We start from the raw sequence: 16,416 nt of genomic DNA, 5'->3' as shown, positions 1-16,416 counted from the left end.
CCGTGGCGACTACCAGCAGGCCGAGAAGCACTACCACCACTCCCTCAAGATCGAGGAGCAGCTGGGCGACCAGTCCGGCATCGCCACCACCCACCACCAGCTCGGCATGCTCGCCCAGGCCCGTGGCGACTACCACCAGGCCGAGAAGCACTACCACCACTCCCTCGTGGTCTTCGAGCAGCTGGGCAACCAGGCCGGCATCGCCACCACCCACCACCAGCTCGGCATGCTCGCCCAGGCCCGTGGCGACTACCAGCAGGCCGAGAAGCACTACCACCACTCCCTCAAGATCGAGGAGCAGCTGGGCGACCAGTCCGGCATCGCCACCAGTCATGGGCAGCTCGGCACCCTCAGCTATCTCCGTGGCGACTACCAGCAGGCCGAGAAGCACTACCACCACTCCCTCAAGATCGAGGAGCAGCTGGGCGACCAGGCCGGCATCGCCACCACCCACCACCAGCTCGGCATGCTCGCCCAGGCCCGTGGCGACTACCAGCAGGCCGAGAAGCACTACCACCACTCCCTCAAGATCAAGGAGCAGCTGGGCAACCAGGCCGGCATCGCCACCACCCACCACCAGCTCGGCAGCCTCGCCCAGGCCCGTGGCGACTCGACAGATGCGGTCATCCACGAGTTTGGCGCCGCGATGGACCAAGCAGAGCCCTGCTCCACATCGGCTCAGGTGCTGGCAATCGCAGTCTCTGTCGCCACCCGCGCACAAGACCTGGGCGCACCTGAGCTCGCCGCTCGGGCGTACCTATTCCTGGTCCGTAGAGCACCGGAGAGCGCGGATCACGAAGACACTCTCAACCAGGGACTGTCCGGTCTGAAGTCGCTTTTCGCCTCGGGCTATCAGGCAGAAGTTGATGCGTTGCTCGCGCCGTTCCTGGCCGAGCTTTCACCCGACGATGCGCGCGCCATTCGCAGCTTCATACAGGGCGGATCAAACCCCGAGTGAAGGCCGTCCGGCAATCTCCGCAACCGTCTGAGCTGCCCACCTATCGCACGGCCTCGGCCCGCCAGGTGCCCTCGTCCCAGTCGACCAGCCGCCAACCCGAATGCGGGTCGCCCTCGACCACGCTGACCGCCGTGTTGCGCATGGGGTGCTCCGCAATCCAGGCGGGGTCCGCTCCCCCGCCGACCGCCGCCGCCAGCGCCGTCCACAGACGCAGGATGGTGCCGTGCGCCACCAGCAGAGCGGTGCCGCCGGCGCGGGTGGAGTTGTAGATCTCCTCCACCACGCCGTTGAAGCGCGCGAAGGTATCCGCCCCGTCCTCCGGGCTGCCGGGGATCCGCGCGGCCATACGCCCCACCATCCAGGAGCGGGTGGTGTCGGTGTAGCAGGCCACGGAGCGGATGTCCGTGTTCATCTCGATGTCGCCGGCCAATACCTCGCGCAGGCCGGGGCGGATACGAGCGGCCAGGCCGGTCGCCTGCTCAATGGGAGCGATCGTCTCCCGGGCCCGCTGGATCGGGGACACCCACAGTGAGGAGATGGCATCCAGGTCCCCACTGGACTCCAGGCGCCCCGGCAGCAGCGAGGCCTGCTCCACCCCGACGGCGTCCAGGGAATTGCCGGGGAAGGCGGTATCCAGGGCGCCGACGACGTTGGCGATGGTGCGGCCGTGTCGGACTAGCAGAAGCTTCACGGGCCTATACTGCCAGGCTCGCGGGCCGAGGGCGACGTCAGGACCGTTCAGGACCAGGGGTAGGGTCCGGCGCCGCGGGGGCGTCTGGGGGGACGGGGCCTGACACTCCTACCGCTGCCGGCGGCGCCTCCGGTGTCGCCCATGCGTGCCTGACCATTCTTCCCGCGCCGGCCCGCCAAGCGCGTCCCCGCGGCGGTCGTGGGCGGGGCCGGCCGCGCCGGGACGGCGTCGCCGAAGACGACGTGCTCCACCACGCGCCGGGCGTGCCGGGCGGTGCGCCGGTAGATGTCCTCCAGGTCCCGTTCGCTGCCGGCGGGCAGCCCCAGCAGCCGGCCGACTAGGCGAATCTCGCGCGGCTCCGTGGGCAGTACCTCCACCCGACTGGCCCCCTCGCGGCCGGTTCCCAGCACGGTGGCGGCCCGCACCCGGGAGGCCAGCACCCAGGCGGCGGTGAGCTTGCCGGCCTCGTCGACGCCGAGCAGGCCCGCCCGGGTAGCGGCGGACAGGGCCTCCAGCGTGGAGGTGGTGCGCAGTCCGGGCACCTGCGCCGCCCGGGTCAGTTGCAGCACCTGCGCGGACCATTCGACGTCGGACAGGCCCCCGGGACCAAGCTTGACGTGCCGACTGGGATCGGCGCCGCGCGGCAGCCGCTCGGCCTCCATGCGGGCCTTCAGGCGGCGGATCTCCCGCAGCCCGGCGTCGTCGAGCCCGTCCGGGCTCCAGCGCAGCGGGTCGATGAGCGCCTCGAAGCGCGCTCCCAGGTCGCGGTCGCCGGCGCAGGGCCGGGCGCGCAGCAGCGCCTGCCGCTCCCACACGGCCCCCCAACGCTGGTAGTACTCCGCGTAGGAGTCCAGGGAGCGGGAGACCGGCCCCTGGCGCCCCTCGGGGCGCAGCCCGGTGTCCACCTCGAGCGGGTGCGGGCGCGCCTGGGCCAGCAGCCGGGTCACCCATTTCGCGACCGCCTCCGCCTCGGCGGCGGCCACGTCCGGGTCGGCGCCGGGCCGCGGCTCGTGTACGAACAGCACATCGGCGTCGGAGGTGTAGGTGATCTCCCGTCCGCCCAGGCGCCCCATGGCGATCAGCGCGTGACGGGCGGCGGCACCGGGCCAGGCGCCCTCGGCATCGGGGCCGGCGGCGACGGCGGCCGGCCCGTCCCGCTGCGCGATCACCAAGCCGGTGGCCACCGTCAGGGCGGCCCCAAGGACCGCGTCGGTGGCGTCGCCGAGGATGCGGGCGGTGCGAGCGGGGTCCACGCCGTCGAGTGAGTCGGCCAGGGCGGCGCGGATCAGCTCACGCGTGCGCACCCCCATGACCGCGCGGATCGCCTCCGCGGCCTGCTGCTCGATGCCGGCAGGGTCCGTGGCGGTGAAGGAGCGGCGCCGCAGTACCCGTTCCGTCTCGGAGCAGATCGCGCCGGGCGGGCGGGCGGCCAGTTCGGCGTCGTCGTCGAGCCAGGCGATCGACTCCGGACGCTCGGCGAGCCGGTCGGTGGTCCAGCGAGCACCGGATAGCACCTGGCACAGGCGGCGGGCGGCCACCGGAGAGTCCCGCAGCATGGCCAGGTACCAGTGGGAGCCGCCGATGGACTCCGACAGGCGGCGGAAGGACAGCAGGCCGTGGTCGGGGTCGGGGCCCTGCCCGATCCAGCCGATGATCACGGGCAGCAGCTGGCGCTGAATGGCGGCGCGGCGACTGACGCCCTCGGTGAGCGCCTGGATGTGGTGCAACGCGCCGTCGGGGTCGAGGTAGCCGAAGGCCGCGAGGCGCTCGCGCGCGGCGGCGGGGGTGAGGCTCAGTTCCTCCGTGGTCAGGCTGGCGGCGGCGCTGAGCAGCGGCCGGTAGTAGATCTCCTCGTGCAGGGCCCGCACCCGGCGGCGCACCCGGTGGAAGAGCTTGCGCACCGCATCGGCGTCCTTCAACCGCCTGCGGTCGATACCCCGCCCGATGCGGCGCAGATCTGCATCGGCGGCCGGCAGGTCGTGGGTACGGCGCATGCGCAGAAGTTGGGCGCGGTGCTCCAGCAGCCGCAGCATCCGATAGCAGTCGGCCAGTTCGGCCGCGTCCGCGCGCCCCACGTAGCCGCCGGCGGAGAGCTGCTGAAGCCCATCCAGGGTTCCGCGCACGCGCAGGCGCGCGTCGGCACGGCCGTGCACCAGTTGCAGCAGCTGCACGGTGAACTCCACGTCCCGCAGGCCGCCGGGGCCGAGTTTGATGCGGCGGTCGTCGGGACCCGGCTGTGCGGACTCGGACTCGACCCGGCGGCGCATGGCGCGCGCGTCGTCGACGAAGTTCTCCCGCTGGCTGGCCGACCACACCAGGGGTGCGACACCGGCCTCGTAGGCGGCGCCGAGCTGCCGGTCGCCGGCGCAGGCGCGCGCCTTGAGCAGTGCCTGGAACTCCCACGAGGAGGCCCAGCGCTGGTAGTACGCCAGGTGCGAGTCCAGGGTGCGCACCAGGGCACCGTCCTTGCCCTCGGGGCGCAGCGCGGTGTCCAGCGGCCACAGGGGTGGCTCGGCGCCCGACGCGGAGGTGATGCGGGCGATCTCGGTGGCGATCTGTGCCCCCACCCGCAGGATGTTCTCCTCGTCCGCCGCGGCGTCGGAGTCCGCCGCACGCTCTACGCCGTCCCGGTGGGCGGGGCCGACCACGTAGACGACGTCGACGTCGGAGATGTAGTTCAGTTCGCGTGCGCCCGTCTTGCCCATGGCGATGATCGCCATGGCCACGTCCGCGGCGGCGGGTCCCACGACGGCGCGGGCGATGGTCAGGGCGGTCTCCAGGGCGGCGTCGGCCAGGTCGGACATGCGCCCGCCCACGGTGGGCAGGTGCGCCAGTGGACTTTCGGCGGTCAGGTCGTCGGCGACCACGGCGAGCAGGCGGTCGCGGTAGGCCACGCGCAAGGCGCTGATGGCGCGGCCGGTAAACGCCTCGGGAAGGGGGGTGGGGGCGTCTACAAGCACGGCGGCGACGGCGTCGTGCAGGCCGATGGCGGCTTTGGGCTGGCCGGGGGCGTCCCAGGCGTGCGCGGGGGCGAGGGCGTCCAGGTGCTCGGGGTGGGAGATCAGGAAGTCTCCGAGCGCCTGGGAGGCGCCGAGCACCGCCAGCAGGCGACCGCGGTGGCCCACGAGTTCCTGTTCGTCTGGGTCGAGGTCCGCCTCAGCGTCGGGGTCTCCCGTGTCTGTCGGCTCAGCGACTGTGTCCAGGCGCAGCAGCCGCGCAAGCGTGCGAGCGGGAGCGCCCACGCCGTCGGCGACGGCGTCGGAGTGCACGTATTCCGGCTCCGCAGTGGGCTCGATGGCGGTTTTTGGGCCGCCGATGACCGTGCATGCCTCCGCCAGCCGGACCAGGGCGAGCAGGGCCAGGTCCGGGTCGGCGGTGCGGCCGAGCTCGTCCACCAGCCTTACACGGGCCGGGTCGAGGGCAGGCAGCTCCTCGGTGTCGGCGTCGGGCGCCGGGGACACGGCGGGCAGCAGGGGCGCCAACGCCGGGTCGGTGAGCAGGCCGTAGGCGCGATCCACCTCGGTGAAACCCGCCCACAGGAGCCGGGCGCGCGTGCTGGGCCACCGGCCGCGCCCGGTCAGGGACGGGCCGCTTCCGGCGGGCGTGTCGGGGCGAGTGCCCCGCTGCTGCCCTGCTTCACGGTTGGTGGACACGAGTCATCACAATCTCGGGAAGAACTGACTGAGTTCGAAGTCGGTCACCTGGGCGTCGTAGGCCAGGTACTCGCGACGCTTGTTGCGGCGGAAGAACTCAAAGGCGTCCTCCCCCAACGTGTCGGCCACCAGGTCGGATTCGGCCATGGCGGCCACGGCGCTCTTCAGTGAGGTGGGCAGTGCCCCGATGCCCAGCGACTTGCGTTCCAACTCGGACAGGGCCCAGACGGTGTCCTCCGCCTCGGCGGGAAGCTCGTAGCCCTCTTCAATGCCCTTCATGCCCGCGGCGAGAATCACGGCGAAGGCCAGGTAGGGGTTGGCGGAGGAGTCGATGCCCCGGAACTCCACGCGGGCGGACTGGGCCTTGCCGGGCTTGTGCATGGGGACGCGCACCAGGGCCGAGCGGTTGTTGTGACCCCAGCACACGTAGCTGGGGGCCTCGTCGCCGCCCCACAACCGCTTGTAGGAGTTCACATGCTGGTTGGTGACCGCGCAGATCTCGGTAGCATGGTGCAGCAGACCGGCGACGAACGCGCGCCCGGTGGCGGACAGCTGGTACTGCCCGGACGGATCGTGGAAGGCGTTGTGGTCGCCCTCGTACAGGGAGAAGTGCGTGTGCATGCCGCTTCCGGGCTGGCCGACGAAGGGCTTGGGCATGAACGTGGCCTCGCAGCCCTCCTGCAGGGCGACCTCCTGGACCACGGCGCGGAAGGTCATGATGTTGTCGGCCATGGACAGCGCGTCGGCGAAGCGCAGGTCGATCTCGTTCTGGCCGGGTCCGCCCTCATGGTGGGAGAACTCCACCGAAATGCCCATCTGCTCAAGCATGAGGATGGCGTGGCGGCGGAACTCGTGCGCGGTGCCGCCGGGCACGTGGTCAAAGTAGCCGGCATGGTCGGTGGGGACGATGCGACCGTCGCCGTCGCGGCCCACCAGATAGAACTCGATCTCGGGGTGCACATAGCAGGTGAAGCCGGCGTCGGCCACGCGGGCCAGCTGGCGTTCGAGTACGGCGCGCGGATCGGTGCGGGCAGGCTCGCCATCCGGGGTGAGCACATCGCAGAACATGCGGGCGACGCTGTTAACCTCCTCCCGCCACGGCAGCATCTGGAAGGTGGAAGGGTCCGGGGACAGCAGCATGTCCGACTCATACACGCGGGTGAGTCCCTCAATGGCCGAGCCGTCGAAGCCGATGCCCTCCTCGAAGGCGCCCTCAACCTCGGCGGGCGCGATTGCGACCGACTTCAGCTGGCCGAGCACGTCGGTGAACCACAGGCGGATGAAGCGGATGTCGCGTTCCTCGATGGCGCGCAGTACGTATTCCTGCTGCTTGTCCATAATGCTGGCGTTGCCTCCTTGCGCGGGCGGTGTGGTCTGCGGGTCCGGTCACCGCGGGCTTCCTCGGTCAGCCTATCGGCTGAAGGAGTCCGCCGGGTTTCACGCGGCGGTGCGGCGGGCACGGCTGGGCACGACCATTCGCGGGTTATCGGCGTGAACGTGGGTATCGGAACGAACGTGGTGCGTTAGACCAGCGTCTCACGGGGGCGAAGGATCCGGTGAGCAGTGCCGGTTCACCGCGCCGGACTTGTCTGCCGCCATCCCCCGTGCCCGGAAGCGGGACCATCTGCTATGCGACTTCGCCATCCACGGCGTCTACAACGCCACTTCGGGGTTAACAACGCCGGTTAACGATCTACTGAAGGGCTCCGAGGTATACAGCAGAGCGTTAAGTAGCGTTGTTAACGCCGAACCGGCGCAGCAGACACCCCAGTCCACTCACACGCCCGACCCAGACTCCCGACCGGCCCGTGGACACCACGCCCTCAAACCCGAAGAGCCAGTTTGAGCGTGCAGACCTGAACCGTCACACCGACAGCAGCCTCGCCGCCGGGGCTCCGCTGCCGATCGTCGCCGTCAAGGAATCGGAATAGGAGCTCCGCCCGGCGAGTAGGCTCCGAACATGACCACTTCCGCTTCCGACCAGTCATCCGCAGACGCTGCCACGGTAGGCGCCTCCCCCGCCGCCGCCGAAGTCACCACCCCGGCCGCGGCGGGGCCGCAGATCTCACAGGTCAAGAAAGTGCGCGTGCACCACCTGCTGAGCGCGAAGCAGCGGGGCGAGAAGCTGACCATGCTCACCGCCTACGACGCGGTCACCGCGCGCATCCTGGATGCTGCGGGTACCGACATGCTGCTGGTCGGCGACTCGCTGGGCAACGTCATGCTCGGCTACGACTCCACCGTGCCGGTCACCCTCGACGAGATGGTGGTGGCCACTCGCTCGGTGGCCCGCGGCACCAGCCGGGCCCTGGTGGTGGCGGATCTGCCCTTCGGCACCTATGAGGCCGGCCCCGAGCAGGCCCTGGCCAGTGCCGTACGGCTCATGCGCGTGGGCGCCAACGCCGTCAAGCTCGAGGGCGGCCGCCCCCGGGCGGCAACGGTGCGCGCACTGTCCGACGCGGGCATCCCGGTGGTCGGCCACCTCGGCTTCACTCCCCAGTCGGTGAACAAGCTCGGCGGCTTCCGCGTACAGGGCCGCGGCGAGGATGCGCAGGAGGCCCTGTTGGCAGACGCCGCGGCGCTGGCCGACGCCGGCGCGATCGGGATGGTTCTGGAGATGATGCCTGAGCCGGTGGCGGCGCGCATTACGCAGGCGGTGCCGGTGCCCACGATCGGTATCGGTGCCGGAGTCCACTGCGACGGCCAGGTGCTGGTGTGGACCGACATGGCCGGTATGGAGGAGTGGAAGCCGCGCTTCGCACGGCAGTTCGGCCAGGTCGGTCGGGCGCTGCAACAGGCCGCGCAGGATTACAACGCCGCGGTCCGTGACGCCTCATTCCCGGGGGCTGCGGAGAGCTTCGAGGCCTAGGCTCGCGCTCGGGGCGCACCCGGCGCCAAGTGCTGCTTCCCTTCCGCGGTGATGCCGGCGCTTACACGCGGGCGTCGAACGCCAGCTTCGCACCGAATCCGAGCAGAACGCCGCCGGTGACCCGGTCCGTCCAGCGCTCCAGCGCGGCCCCGGCACCGGACTCCAGCCGGGGCGCGATCCACGACGCCCCGACGGCGAGTGCGCCCATCCACACCATGCAGCACAGCCCGTGCACGGTGGCGAGCAGCACGCCCATCAGCAGTGGTGGCACCCCGACGGCCATGAACTGCGGAATGGTGGCGAGGTAGAACACGCCCGCCTTGGGGTTGAGCAGATCGGTCGCCAGCCCGGTGAGCCAGCCCCGCCACAGCGGAGCACCGTCGGCGTCAGCGACACGTGCTCCCGTTGTAAGCGGCGCTTCCGCCGACGCGGTCTCCGCCTGTGCCGCGCCCGTTCCCAGGTCTATGGCCGTCCGCCCACGGGAGGCACGACGGAAGGAACGCAGCAGCATGCCGCCGCCCATCCAGGCCAGATACAGGGCACCGGCCAGCGACAGGAGCCGGTAAGCCGTGCGGGAGGCGGCCAACACCGCCGTCGCCCCGGCGCCGGCGGCTGCGCCCCAGATGATCAGCCCGGTGAAGATGCCCGCGACCGTGGCCAGGCCGTAACCGCGAGAGTGATTGAGTGCGCCCCGCAGCACGACCGCGGTGTCGAGTCCGGGCACCAGCGTGAGCACAACCACGATGGCCGCGAATCCGGCGAGCGCCTGCGGCAGCGTCATGCATTGCTCCTAACACCGTTCCCAACGGCGTCGGCCGAGCCGGCCGCCAGGCCCTCCGGGTGCTCCCAGTCGATCGGTACGGGCACGACCCCCGCAAAGGCGTCGCTGAAGTCCCGAACCGGGTAGGTAACTCCCTGGTTACCGGGGTCCTCCGCCCACGTGAGCAGGCGCGGGGCACCGTCGACGGCGCTCGGCGTCACCTCAACGGTGGTCACCGCGCAGTTGGCCATCGGGGCCATGCCGTAGATCTGCGGCCCCACCCAGCGGGCCATGATGGTCATGAGCGTCATGCCGTGGGAGACCACCAGCACGTTGTCCGCGCCGTCGTCGCCCGCCGCGACGGAGCGCAGGTCGGCGAGGATGCGAGCTAGGGCGCCGTCGACGTCGGCGAGGTAGTCCCGGGCGGTAATACCGCCGGGGGCGCCGGGGTGCACGCCGGTCAGGACGGCGGGCAGGTGCTGCTCCGCAGGCAGGGCCGCGTGCATGACCGGATCGGGGCCGCCGTCGTAAACGCCGTAGTTGTACTCGCGCAGGCCGGTCAGGTTCACCGGGGTGAGGCCGGGGTGCGCCTGCAGCAGGATGCCGCCGGTCTCCTGGACGCGCCCCTGGGGGCTGAAGTAGGCGCGGTTGAAGGGAACGTCGGCCAGGTAGTCACGGCAGATCTCGGCGCCCAGGCGTCCCTCGGGCGTCAGTGGGGAGTCGGCCGCGCCCTGGGTGCGGCGCTGCTCATTCAGGACGGTACGGCCGTGCCGCACGAAGTAGATCATCGCCATGCGGTAATCGTATGGCGATACTCCCATGCGGCGCGGCCAGTCGCCGACGCCGAAGGGACGTCGTCCCCAGTGACCGTCTATGCCCGGGGCGGGCCTCAATCGCGCGTTTTCTCAAGGCCGTCCGCGGACATCTGCTGCAAGCGACCGATCTCCTCGGACAGGGTCCAACGGTTGAGCAGGCGTTCGAAACGGCGCCCGTCGATGTAGAGCACCGGGCTTGCGTCATCGGTGAGGCCCTCAACGTCACTCGCGTCGGCTAGCACCTTGGGTTCGTCGCTCCCCGAGTCAATGCGTTCCCACAGTGCGTGGGCGTCGATACCGACCTCTCGCGCCGCCCTGGTCAGAGAGCGCGCCGTTATGCCACCACGCAACTCTGCGATGGCGTCGTGGAAGGGCCATAGGTTCGGCTCGTCGTTGGCGGATACGGCTTCCAGGGCAAGTGCGGCGAGCAGGCTCTCCGGCCCAGACAGTTTGTGCCGCAGGATCAGTAGCACCTCGCCGGAGTCGATCAGCGGCTGCAGGCCATAAAGCGCCTCCGTCAGCCGCCACCGGTCCTCGTCGTCCATGTCGGCGTAGTTGATCAGCACATGCGGCGCGTCCATGCTGCCGAACGTCAGTTCGTGTGCCGGCGCGGGCGGGCGGCACAGGCGCATCCCAGTGGGCTCCGGCAGCGGGCAGAGCCGGTCGGTCACCTGGAAGACGAGGGCGGCCAGCACCAGGGCCAGCAGCGAGGCGAGCAGTACTCCGAGGCGCGCCTGGTCGCGCAGAGTCTCGTCCTCCAGCGCGATGTTGGCCACCAGCAGGGAGATGGTGAAGCCCATGCCGGACAGAGCTCCGAGCCCGGTGATGCGCGGCAGGTCCAGCCCCGGCATGCGGGAGGCGGGCACGAGCCACAGCACCAGCCCGGCCCCGAGGACGACGCCGATGAGCTTACCCGCCACGAGGCCGCCGATCACGGCCCACAGGATGCGGGAGGAGATGGCGGCACCGATGGTCTCGGCGCCGAGCGCCACTCCGGCGTTGGCCAGGGCGAACAGGGGCACCACCAGGAAGTTCACGTAGGGCGGCAGGAGGAACGCCAGGCGCTGATTGAGCGGCATGGAGTAGTTCAGGGACTCGCGCAGCATCCGGGCGCTTCCTGGCGCCGGGGCCTGCCGGTAAAGGGCGGCGAACTCCCCGGCGGCGTCGACGTCCTCGCTGCGCACGTTGTACACCGGCATGAGCAGGGCGATGAGCACGCCCGCGAGCGTGGCGTGCACGCCGGAACGGTAGACCGCGTACCAGATGACGACGGCGAGCACCAGGTAGGGCGGCACGCGCCAGACCCCGCGACGCGCCATCAGCCACACCAGGAGCAGCCCGGCCGCGGCGACGGCCAGGGCGACGAAGTTCAGCGACTCGGAGTAGAAGACGGCGATGACCGCCAGGGCGCCGATGTCGTCGATGACCGCGAAGGCCAGCAGGAACAGCCGCAGCCGCGGAGCGCGCTTGGGGCCCACCAGGGCAAGCATCCCCAGCGCGAAGGCCGTGTCGGTGGAGATCACCGATCCCCACGCGTGGGCCCCGTCCGAGCCGCCCATAATGGCCAGGTAGATCAGCGCCGGCACCACCAGGCCGCCCACCGCGGCCGCCGTCGGCAGCAGCGCGCGTCCCGGCAGCCGCAGCTCGCCCAGCGTCAGCTCTCGACGCACATCCAACCCGACCATGAAGAAGAAGACCGCCATCAGGCCCTCATCCACCCACTCATGCAGAGTCAGATCCACCGCGAACGGGCCGACCGTGATAGCCGCGGATGTCTGCCAGAACTGGTGGTAGCTGTCGCCCACATTCGCCCAGATCAGGGCGACGATCGTTGCCACGGCGAGGGCGATCGCCGCATAGGTCTCATTGGTCTGCAACTCGAGCAGACGCCCTCGGCGGCGCAGGTAGCTGTCTACGACGTCACGGATGCGCCCTTGGTCACTGGCGGCACGAACGTCGGGAGTGCTCATTCAGTCTCCGTTTCCGAGCGTAATCACAGGAGGTGGTTTCCTCGCGCACGGTCAGCCGCCCGGTTGCATTGTCGACCGGCGGCACCGAATGCGAGCGGCCCAGATCCCTACCCGTGGGAGCGAAGCAGAGCGATACACGGGGCGCGGGACGGGCCGGCGAACTGGTGTCATTGTATGGACCGCTGTCAATCGCGTCCCGGCGGTGGCCGTTGGGTACTCGTGCCTCGGACGGCTCCTATGCTGACGCCATGACTACACCGACGATCTCACTTGCGGACCGGGCTCCCCGCGGCACTCTCACCAAGGGCGTTCTCACCCCCGAGCGGCATGTGCCCGCCTCCATAGCCCGCCCCGAGTACATGTTCCACGACGGCCCGGAGCGCGTAACCGCGTCCGACGTCAAGGACGCCGAGACGGTTGAGCGGATCCGGGCGGCCGGGCGGATCGCGGCGCGTGCCATGGCGGAGGCCGCCAAGGCGATCGCCCCCGGGGTCACCACCGACGAGCTGGACCGGATCGCCCACGAGTACATGTGCGACCACCACGCCTACCCCTCCTGCCTGGGCTACATGGGCTTCCCCAAGTCGATCTGCACCTCCATCAACGAGGTGATCTGCCACGGCATCCCGGACTCGACCGTGCTCAAGGAGGGGGATCTGATCAATCTGGATGTCACCGCATACTTCGAAGGCGTTCATGGCGACACCAACGCGACCTACCCGGTGGGTGAGGTCGACGAGGAGACGGCACTGCTGATCGAGCGCACCCGCATGGCCATGGAGCGCGGGATCAAGACGGTCAAGCCGGGCCGGGAGGTCAATGTGATCGGCCGGGTCATTGAGAAGTACGCCACACGCTTCAACTACGGGGTGGTGCGGGACTACACCGGTCACGGGGTGGGCGAGGCCTTCCACTCGGGGCTGATCATCCCCCACTACGACTCCGCCCCCCGATTCGACGACGTCATGGAGGTGGGTATGGTCTTCACCATTGAGCCGATGCTCACCCTGGGCACCGAGGACTGGGAGCAGTGGGACGACGGCTGGACGGTGGTCACCAAGGACCGCTCGCGCACGGCCCAGTTCGAGCACACGCTGGTGGTCACGGAGGACGGCGCCGACATTCTCACACTCCCCTGAGCCGCATTTGAGGTATTGGGGTAGTGCTACCCATCCCCCGAGCTGAGACGGATGCCCAACAAACGCCGATGCACGTGTACATTCACGTCTGTGATCCGTCCGCGACCGTTGTTCGCGGCATCGCGTGACAATATGCATCCCCACTTCCCGGAGGTATTGACTCATGGCACTGCGCTTCAACCCGCCGCCGAACTGGCCGGCACCCCCCGAGGGGTTCAACCCGCCCCCGGGGTGGCAGCCCGATCCCGCCTGGGGCCCGGCCCCCGAGGGCTGGCAGCTATGGGTGGATGACTCTGCCCCCGGAGCCTCCGCCGGCTCGGCCCCGCAGGCCGGCTCCGCGCCGGTCGCAGACCCGACCGGCCAGTCGGCATCGGCTCCTTCCGGTGATTACGCCGCCGGTGCGAGTCCGTACGCGGCCAACATGGACTACGCCCAGTCCCCCACGCCATATCACAACCAGCAGGCGACCCCGGGCACGTCCCCGCAGGCCGCCGGCTGGCAACCAATCGATGTCGGTCAGGGCGGCACCCCCGGCGGTCAGAAGCCGGTGACGAAGCAGTGGTGGTTCTGGACCATCATCGCCGTTGTCGTCCTGGCGCTGGTGATCGGCCTCATCGTGGCGCTGACCGGCGGTGACGACGAGCCCGTCGCGCGCCCGACCTCCACGGCGTCCTCCCGCACCAGTGACGACTCGCGCAACACCACCTCGGACGACACCGACGACGGTGACGACACGCCCAGTGACGACCCGACCAGTGACGACACCACGAACGACGACAAGGACGACTCCAACTCCTCTTCCTCCTCTTCGGACGTCGGCACCACCATGGACGACCCGGCCGATCCGGAGAAGGACGTGCTCGTCTTCGAGGCCGGCGACTACGAGGACGATCCGGACGCTAGCTTCGACGTCCAGTTCGGCTCGGTTGAGTGGGATGCCACCTCCGATATCGAGACCGAGGCCGGCAAGTACTTTTACGAGGACCCGGGCAGCGGCAACGTCTACATGCGGGTGCCGGTGACGATCACGTACCACGGCAAGGGCAAGATGGACTCGTACGACCTGACGGTCGACTACGTCAAGGACGGCAACACCACCGAGGCGACCTCCCTGTACATCGACAGCGAGTTCCGCCAGCAGGACATGCCGCGCGACGGCGGCACCGCCACGGGCTACTTCATGTTCATCCTCAGTGAGGACGACGCCAACGCCCAGCAGGGCGTATTCGCAGTCAACGGCTACTATGGCACCGACGAGCTGTACATGGCGGCCAAGTCCTTCTAAGACCAGTTGATGGGCTCCGTGCCCACCGCTGCACCTCAACGGCGGCCCCGCTGGATAGCGGGGCCGCCGTCGGCGTATACGGGGAGCGAGAAACTGCGGACGCACCGCCGTTGGCGCGCGGAACCACCTGCGCGAATAGAGCGCGGACGAGCCGACCTGTACGCCGGGTTCTGTTGCCGCCCGCCGTTACCGGCCTGGGCGGTGGCGACCATCCATCTTGGACCACCGTTGCCGATGGCCTCACGCGACCTACCCGCAGGCACGGGCGAGCAACCCTTTCCGCCTTGCGGCGGTCACCTGCTGCGCGGTCTTGCTCCGGGCGGGGTTTACCTAGCCGTGGCGGTCACCCGTCACGCTGGTGGGCTCTTGCCCCACCGTTTCACCCTTACCGGCATCTGCCGGCGGTTTGCTTTCTGTGGCACTGTCCCGCGGGTCACCCCGGGTGGCGGTTAGCCACCGCCCTGCTCTGTGGAGCCCGGACGTTCCTCGACCCGCCGGTTCCCCGACGGTACCGCGGCCGCCCGGTCGGCTCGTCCGCAGCGGCGATTCTAAACGACCGGCACACCCATGGGGTAGCGCACCGGCGCACCTGGCGCTCAGTCCTCCATGCGGACCACGATCACGTCGTTCTCCTCGGCGTGAATGACCCGGTCCTGCGGTGCGGCGGCGATCCGGGCATACTCCTGCGGGCTGATCTCAACCCCGCCGCCTTCGACGCGGCGACCGTGCAGGGCCACCGCTCCCAAGCCGCCGGTGGACTTGCGCACCGCCTCATACTCGGCCAGCAGTGCGTCCCCAATCGCCGCGGCGAGGTCGTTCCGCTTGCCGCGGGCGTCCGCGATCTCGGCGTCGAGGCGGGCGAAGTCGGCGTCGCGGGCGGCCGTCAGCTCGCGTCCGCCGGCGCGGATCTCCTTCTCCTCCGCAGCGGCGGCGTCCACCTCGGTGCGCGCCGCCTCCAACTGCTCCATGGCAGCGATCTGGGCCTCCTCCAACACCGCCTGGCGGCGCCCCAGCTGGTCGATCTCCGACTGAATGGCGGTGAGTTCACGTGCCGGCGCCGCACCGGAGGACAGGCGCTCGCGCAGCACCTGCGCACGGTGCACCACTTGGTCCACTTCCTCCTCGCGCGTCTTGGCGTTGGCCTGCGCCTCATCCAGGGCCGCCGCGGCTACAACCGCGCGCCGACGGTTGAGCTTCAACCGCTGCACCGTGGCCTCGATGCGTTCCAGCACGGGCAGGTGCTTGCGCTCGTGGGTGAGACGGGCGAGCTGCGAGTCGAGCCTCTGCAGGTCGATGAGCAGGCGCTGCTGGCTGAGGGGGGCGCTGGTCACGGCTTGATCCTTCGCTGGTCAGTCGGGATGAGTATCGAATTCTTCAGGGCCGCATCCGCCGCCGGTTCAGCGACCGGTGCTCAGACGCAGTGCCCACGGGTCGGTGACGATCTGCGACACGTACGTGGAGAGTCTATGCCCGCGCGCCTGCGCCGCCGCCTCGAGCCGGGCGGCCAGCGGCGGCAGCCCGACCCACTCGGTGGCCCAGTGCGTGCCGCACAACAGGTAGGGGCGACCGGCCTCGAGATGCTCGCTGGCCGGATGGTGACGCAGGTCGGCGGTCAGGAACACGTCGACGCCGGCGGCGCGGGCCGTCCCCAGCAGTGAATCTCCGGCGCCGCCGGAGACGGCGACCGTCTCGACGACGGCGTCCAGTTCACCGCCCACGAGCAGCCCGGGAGCGGAGTCCGGCAGGGCAGCGGCAACGGCGGCGGCGAGGTCCCGCAGCCGGGTGGGCGCCGGGAGCGCGCCCACGCGCCCGATCCCCTGGGTCGGGTCCTCGGGATTGGGCTGCAGGGGACGCGTGTCCAGCAGGCCAACCCGGTCGGCGAGTGCCGCGGCCACGCCCCCATGGGCGGCGTCCAGCGTGGTGTGGGCGTTCGCCAGCGCGATCCCGGCGCGCACCAGGCGGTGCACCACCTTGCCCTTCGGATCGGTCGCGGAGACGTGATCGGTACCGCGCAGGTACAGGGGGTGATGCGTGATGATCATGTCCGCGCCCCGCGCCATGGCCTCGTCGACGACGACGCCGACCGGGTCTACGGCCAGCAGGATGTTGCGTACCGGCTCGTCCGGGTCGCCGCAGATCAACTGATTGGAGTCCCACGACTCCGCCAGCTGCGGCGGGGCGGCCGCGCGCAGCAGGGCCTCCACCTCTCCGACGGTCAGAGGCCGGGTGGTCGTGTCCGCCGCGGCGGCGTCGCAAGGATCGGTCATGGGGCCAGG

General features: G+C 70.2%; 13 protein-coding genes and 1 other RNA gene. 5 read left to right on the top strand and 9 right to left on the bottom strand.

The window, feature by feature from the left end:
* The coding region (locus ACGLYG10_RS16400; protein ID WP_211483016.1) for a tetratricopeptide repeat protein at positions 1 to 958 on the top strand (958 nt) is incomplete at its 5' end.
* A 40-nt stretch (positions 959 to 998) separates the two neighbouring features.
* On the opposite strand, the gene ACGLYG10_RS11060 is transcribed toward ACGLYG10_RS16400, so the two are convergent.
* From ACGLYG10_RS11060 to ACGLYG10_RS11050, 3 genes are all read right to left on the bottom strand, one after another.
* Positions 999 to 1,649 carry a histidine phosphatase family protein gene (locus ACGLYG10_RS11060; RefSeq protein WP_073331791.1) on the bottom strand — a complete coding sequence of 217 codons (651 nt, stop codon included), beginning with the start codon at positions 1,647 to 1,649 and terminating at the stop codon, positions 999 to 1,001.
* 47 nt (positions 1,650 to 1,696) lie between these two features.
* Positions 1,697 to 5,230, bottom strand: coding sequence for a bifunctional [glutamine synthetase] adenylyltransferase/[glutamine synthetase]-adenylyl-L-tyrosine phosphorylase (locus tag ACGLYG10_RS11055; RefSeq protein WP_073332130.1), 3,534 nt, complete (start codon positions 5,228 to 5,230; stop codon positions 1,697 to 1,699).
* Between the two features lie 78 nt (positions 5,231 to 5,308).
* On the bottom strand, positions 5,309 to 6,640 hold the full coding sequence (locus ACGLYG10_RS11050) for a glutamine synthetase family protein (RefSeq protein WP_073331788.1): 1,332 nt from the start codon (positions 6,638 to 6,640) through the stop codon (positions 5,309 to 5,311).
* 470 nt (positions 6,641 to 7,110) lie between these two features.
* Between ACGLYG10_RS11050 and ACGLYG10_RS16875 the strand changes: the two genes are divergently transcribed.
* Complete coding sequence (locus ACGLYG10_RS16875; protein ID WP_258522238.1) at positions 7,111 to 7,233, top strand: hypothetical protein; 123 nt, start codon at positions 7,111 to 7,113, stop codon at positions 7,231 to 7,233.
* 149 nt (positions 7,234 to 7,382) lie between these two features.
* On the top strand, positions 7,383 to 8,171 hold the full coding sequence (panB, locus tag ACGLYG10_RS11045; RefSeq protein WP_073332128.1) for a 3-methyl-2-oxobutanoate hydroxymethyltransferase: 789 nt from the start codon (positions 7,383 to 7,385) through the stop codon (positions 8,169 to 8,171).
* A 61-nt stretch (positions 8,172 to 8,232) separates the two neighbouring features.
* On the opposite strand, the gene ACGLYG10_RS11040 is transcribed toward panB, so the two are convergent.
* From ACGLYG10_RS11040 to nhaA, 3 genes are all read right to left on the bottom strand, one after another.
* Positions 8,233 to 8,952, bottom strand: coding sequence for a LysE family translocator (locus ACGLYG10_RS11040; protein ID WP_073331785.1), 720 nt, complete (start codon positions 8,950 to 8,952; stop codon positions 8,233 to 8,235).
* Positions 8,949 to 9,725: a histidine phosphatase family protein gene (locus ACGLYG10_RS11035; RefSeq protein WP_073331783.1), complete on the bottom strand. Its 777-nt coding sequence runs from the start codon at positions 9,723 to 9,725 to the stop codon at positions 8,949 to 8,951. The genes ACGLYG10_RS11040 and ACGLYG10_RS11035 overlap by 4 nt, the downstream gene beginning before the upstream one ends.
* A 95-nt stretch (positions 9,726 to 9,820) precedes the next feature.
* Entirely contained in the window at positions 9,821 to 11,716 is a 1,896-nt protein-coding gene (nhaA, locus tag ACGLYG10_RS11030; RefSeq protein ID WP_073331780.1) for a Na+/H+ antiporter NhaA, read from the bottom strand.
* 248 nt (positions 11,717 to 11,964) lie between these two features.
* Between nhaA and map the strand changes: the two genes are divergently transcribed.
* Together map and ACGLYG10_RS11020 are read left to right on the top strand one after the other, a co-directional pair.
* Positions 11,965 to 12,855, top strand: coding sequence for a type I methionyl aminopeptidase (gene map, locus ACGLYG10_RS11025; protein WP_073331778.1), 891 nt, complete (start codon positions 11,965 to 11,967; stop codon positions 12,853 to 12,855).
* Between the two features lie 163 nt (positions 12,856 to 13,018).
* The gene (locus ACGLYG10_RS11020) at positions 13,019 to 14,140 is read left to right on the top strand and encodes a hypothetical protein (protein WP_073331775.1); all 1,122 of its coding nucleotides are present in this window, start codon (positions 13,019 to 13,021) and stop codon (positions 14,138 to 14,140) included.
* A gap of 143 nt (positions 14,141 to 14,283) precedes the next feature.
* Here the strand turns inward: ACGLYG10_RS11020 and rnpB are convergent.
* The 3 genes from rnpB to ACGLYG10_RS11005 form a co-directional block, all read right to left on the bottom strand.
* Positions 14,284 to 14,673: RNase P RNA component class A (gene rnpB / locus ACGLYG10_RS11015), an RNA gene on the bottom strand.
* 63 nt (positions 14,674 to 14,736) lie between these two features.
* Positions 14,737 to 15,471 (bottom strand): zinc ribbon domain-containing protein, encoded by a 735-nt coding sequence (locus ACGLYG10_RS11010; protein ID WP_073331772.1) that lies wholly within the window; start codon positions 15,469 to 15,471, stop codon positions 14,737 to 14,739.
* A gap of 66 nt (positions 15,472 to 15,537) precedes the next feature.
* Entirely contained in the window at positions 15,538 to 16,407 is an 870-nt protein-coding gene (locus tag ACGLYG10_RS11005) for a Nif3-like dinuclear metal center hexameric protein (RefSeq protein ID WP_073331770.1), read from the bottom strand.
* Positions 16,408 to 16,416: the final 9 nt, after the last annotated feature.

The organism is Actinomyces glycerinitolerans (genome assembly GCF_900098745.1).
In the GTDB taxonomy this organism is placed as follows: Bacteria; Actinomycetota; Actinomycetes; order Actinomycetales; family Actinomycetaceae; genus Actinomyces; species Actinomyces glycerinitolerans.
The sequence above is the reverse complement of the archived record's forward strand: the minus strand, read 5'-3'. Positions and strand labels throughout refer to the sequence as shown.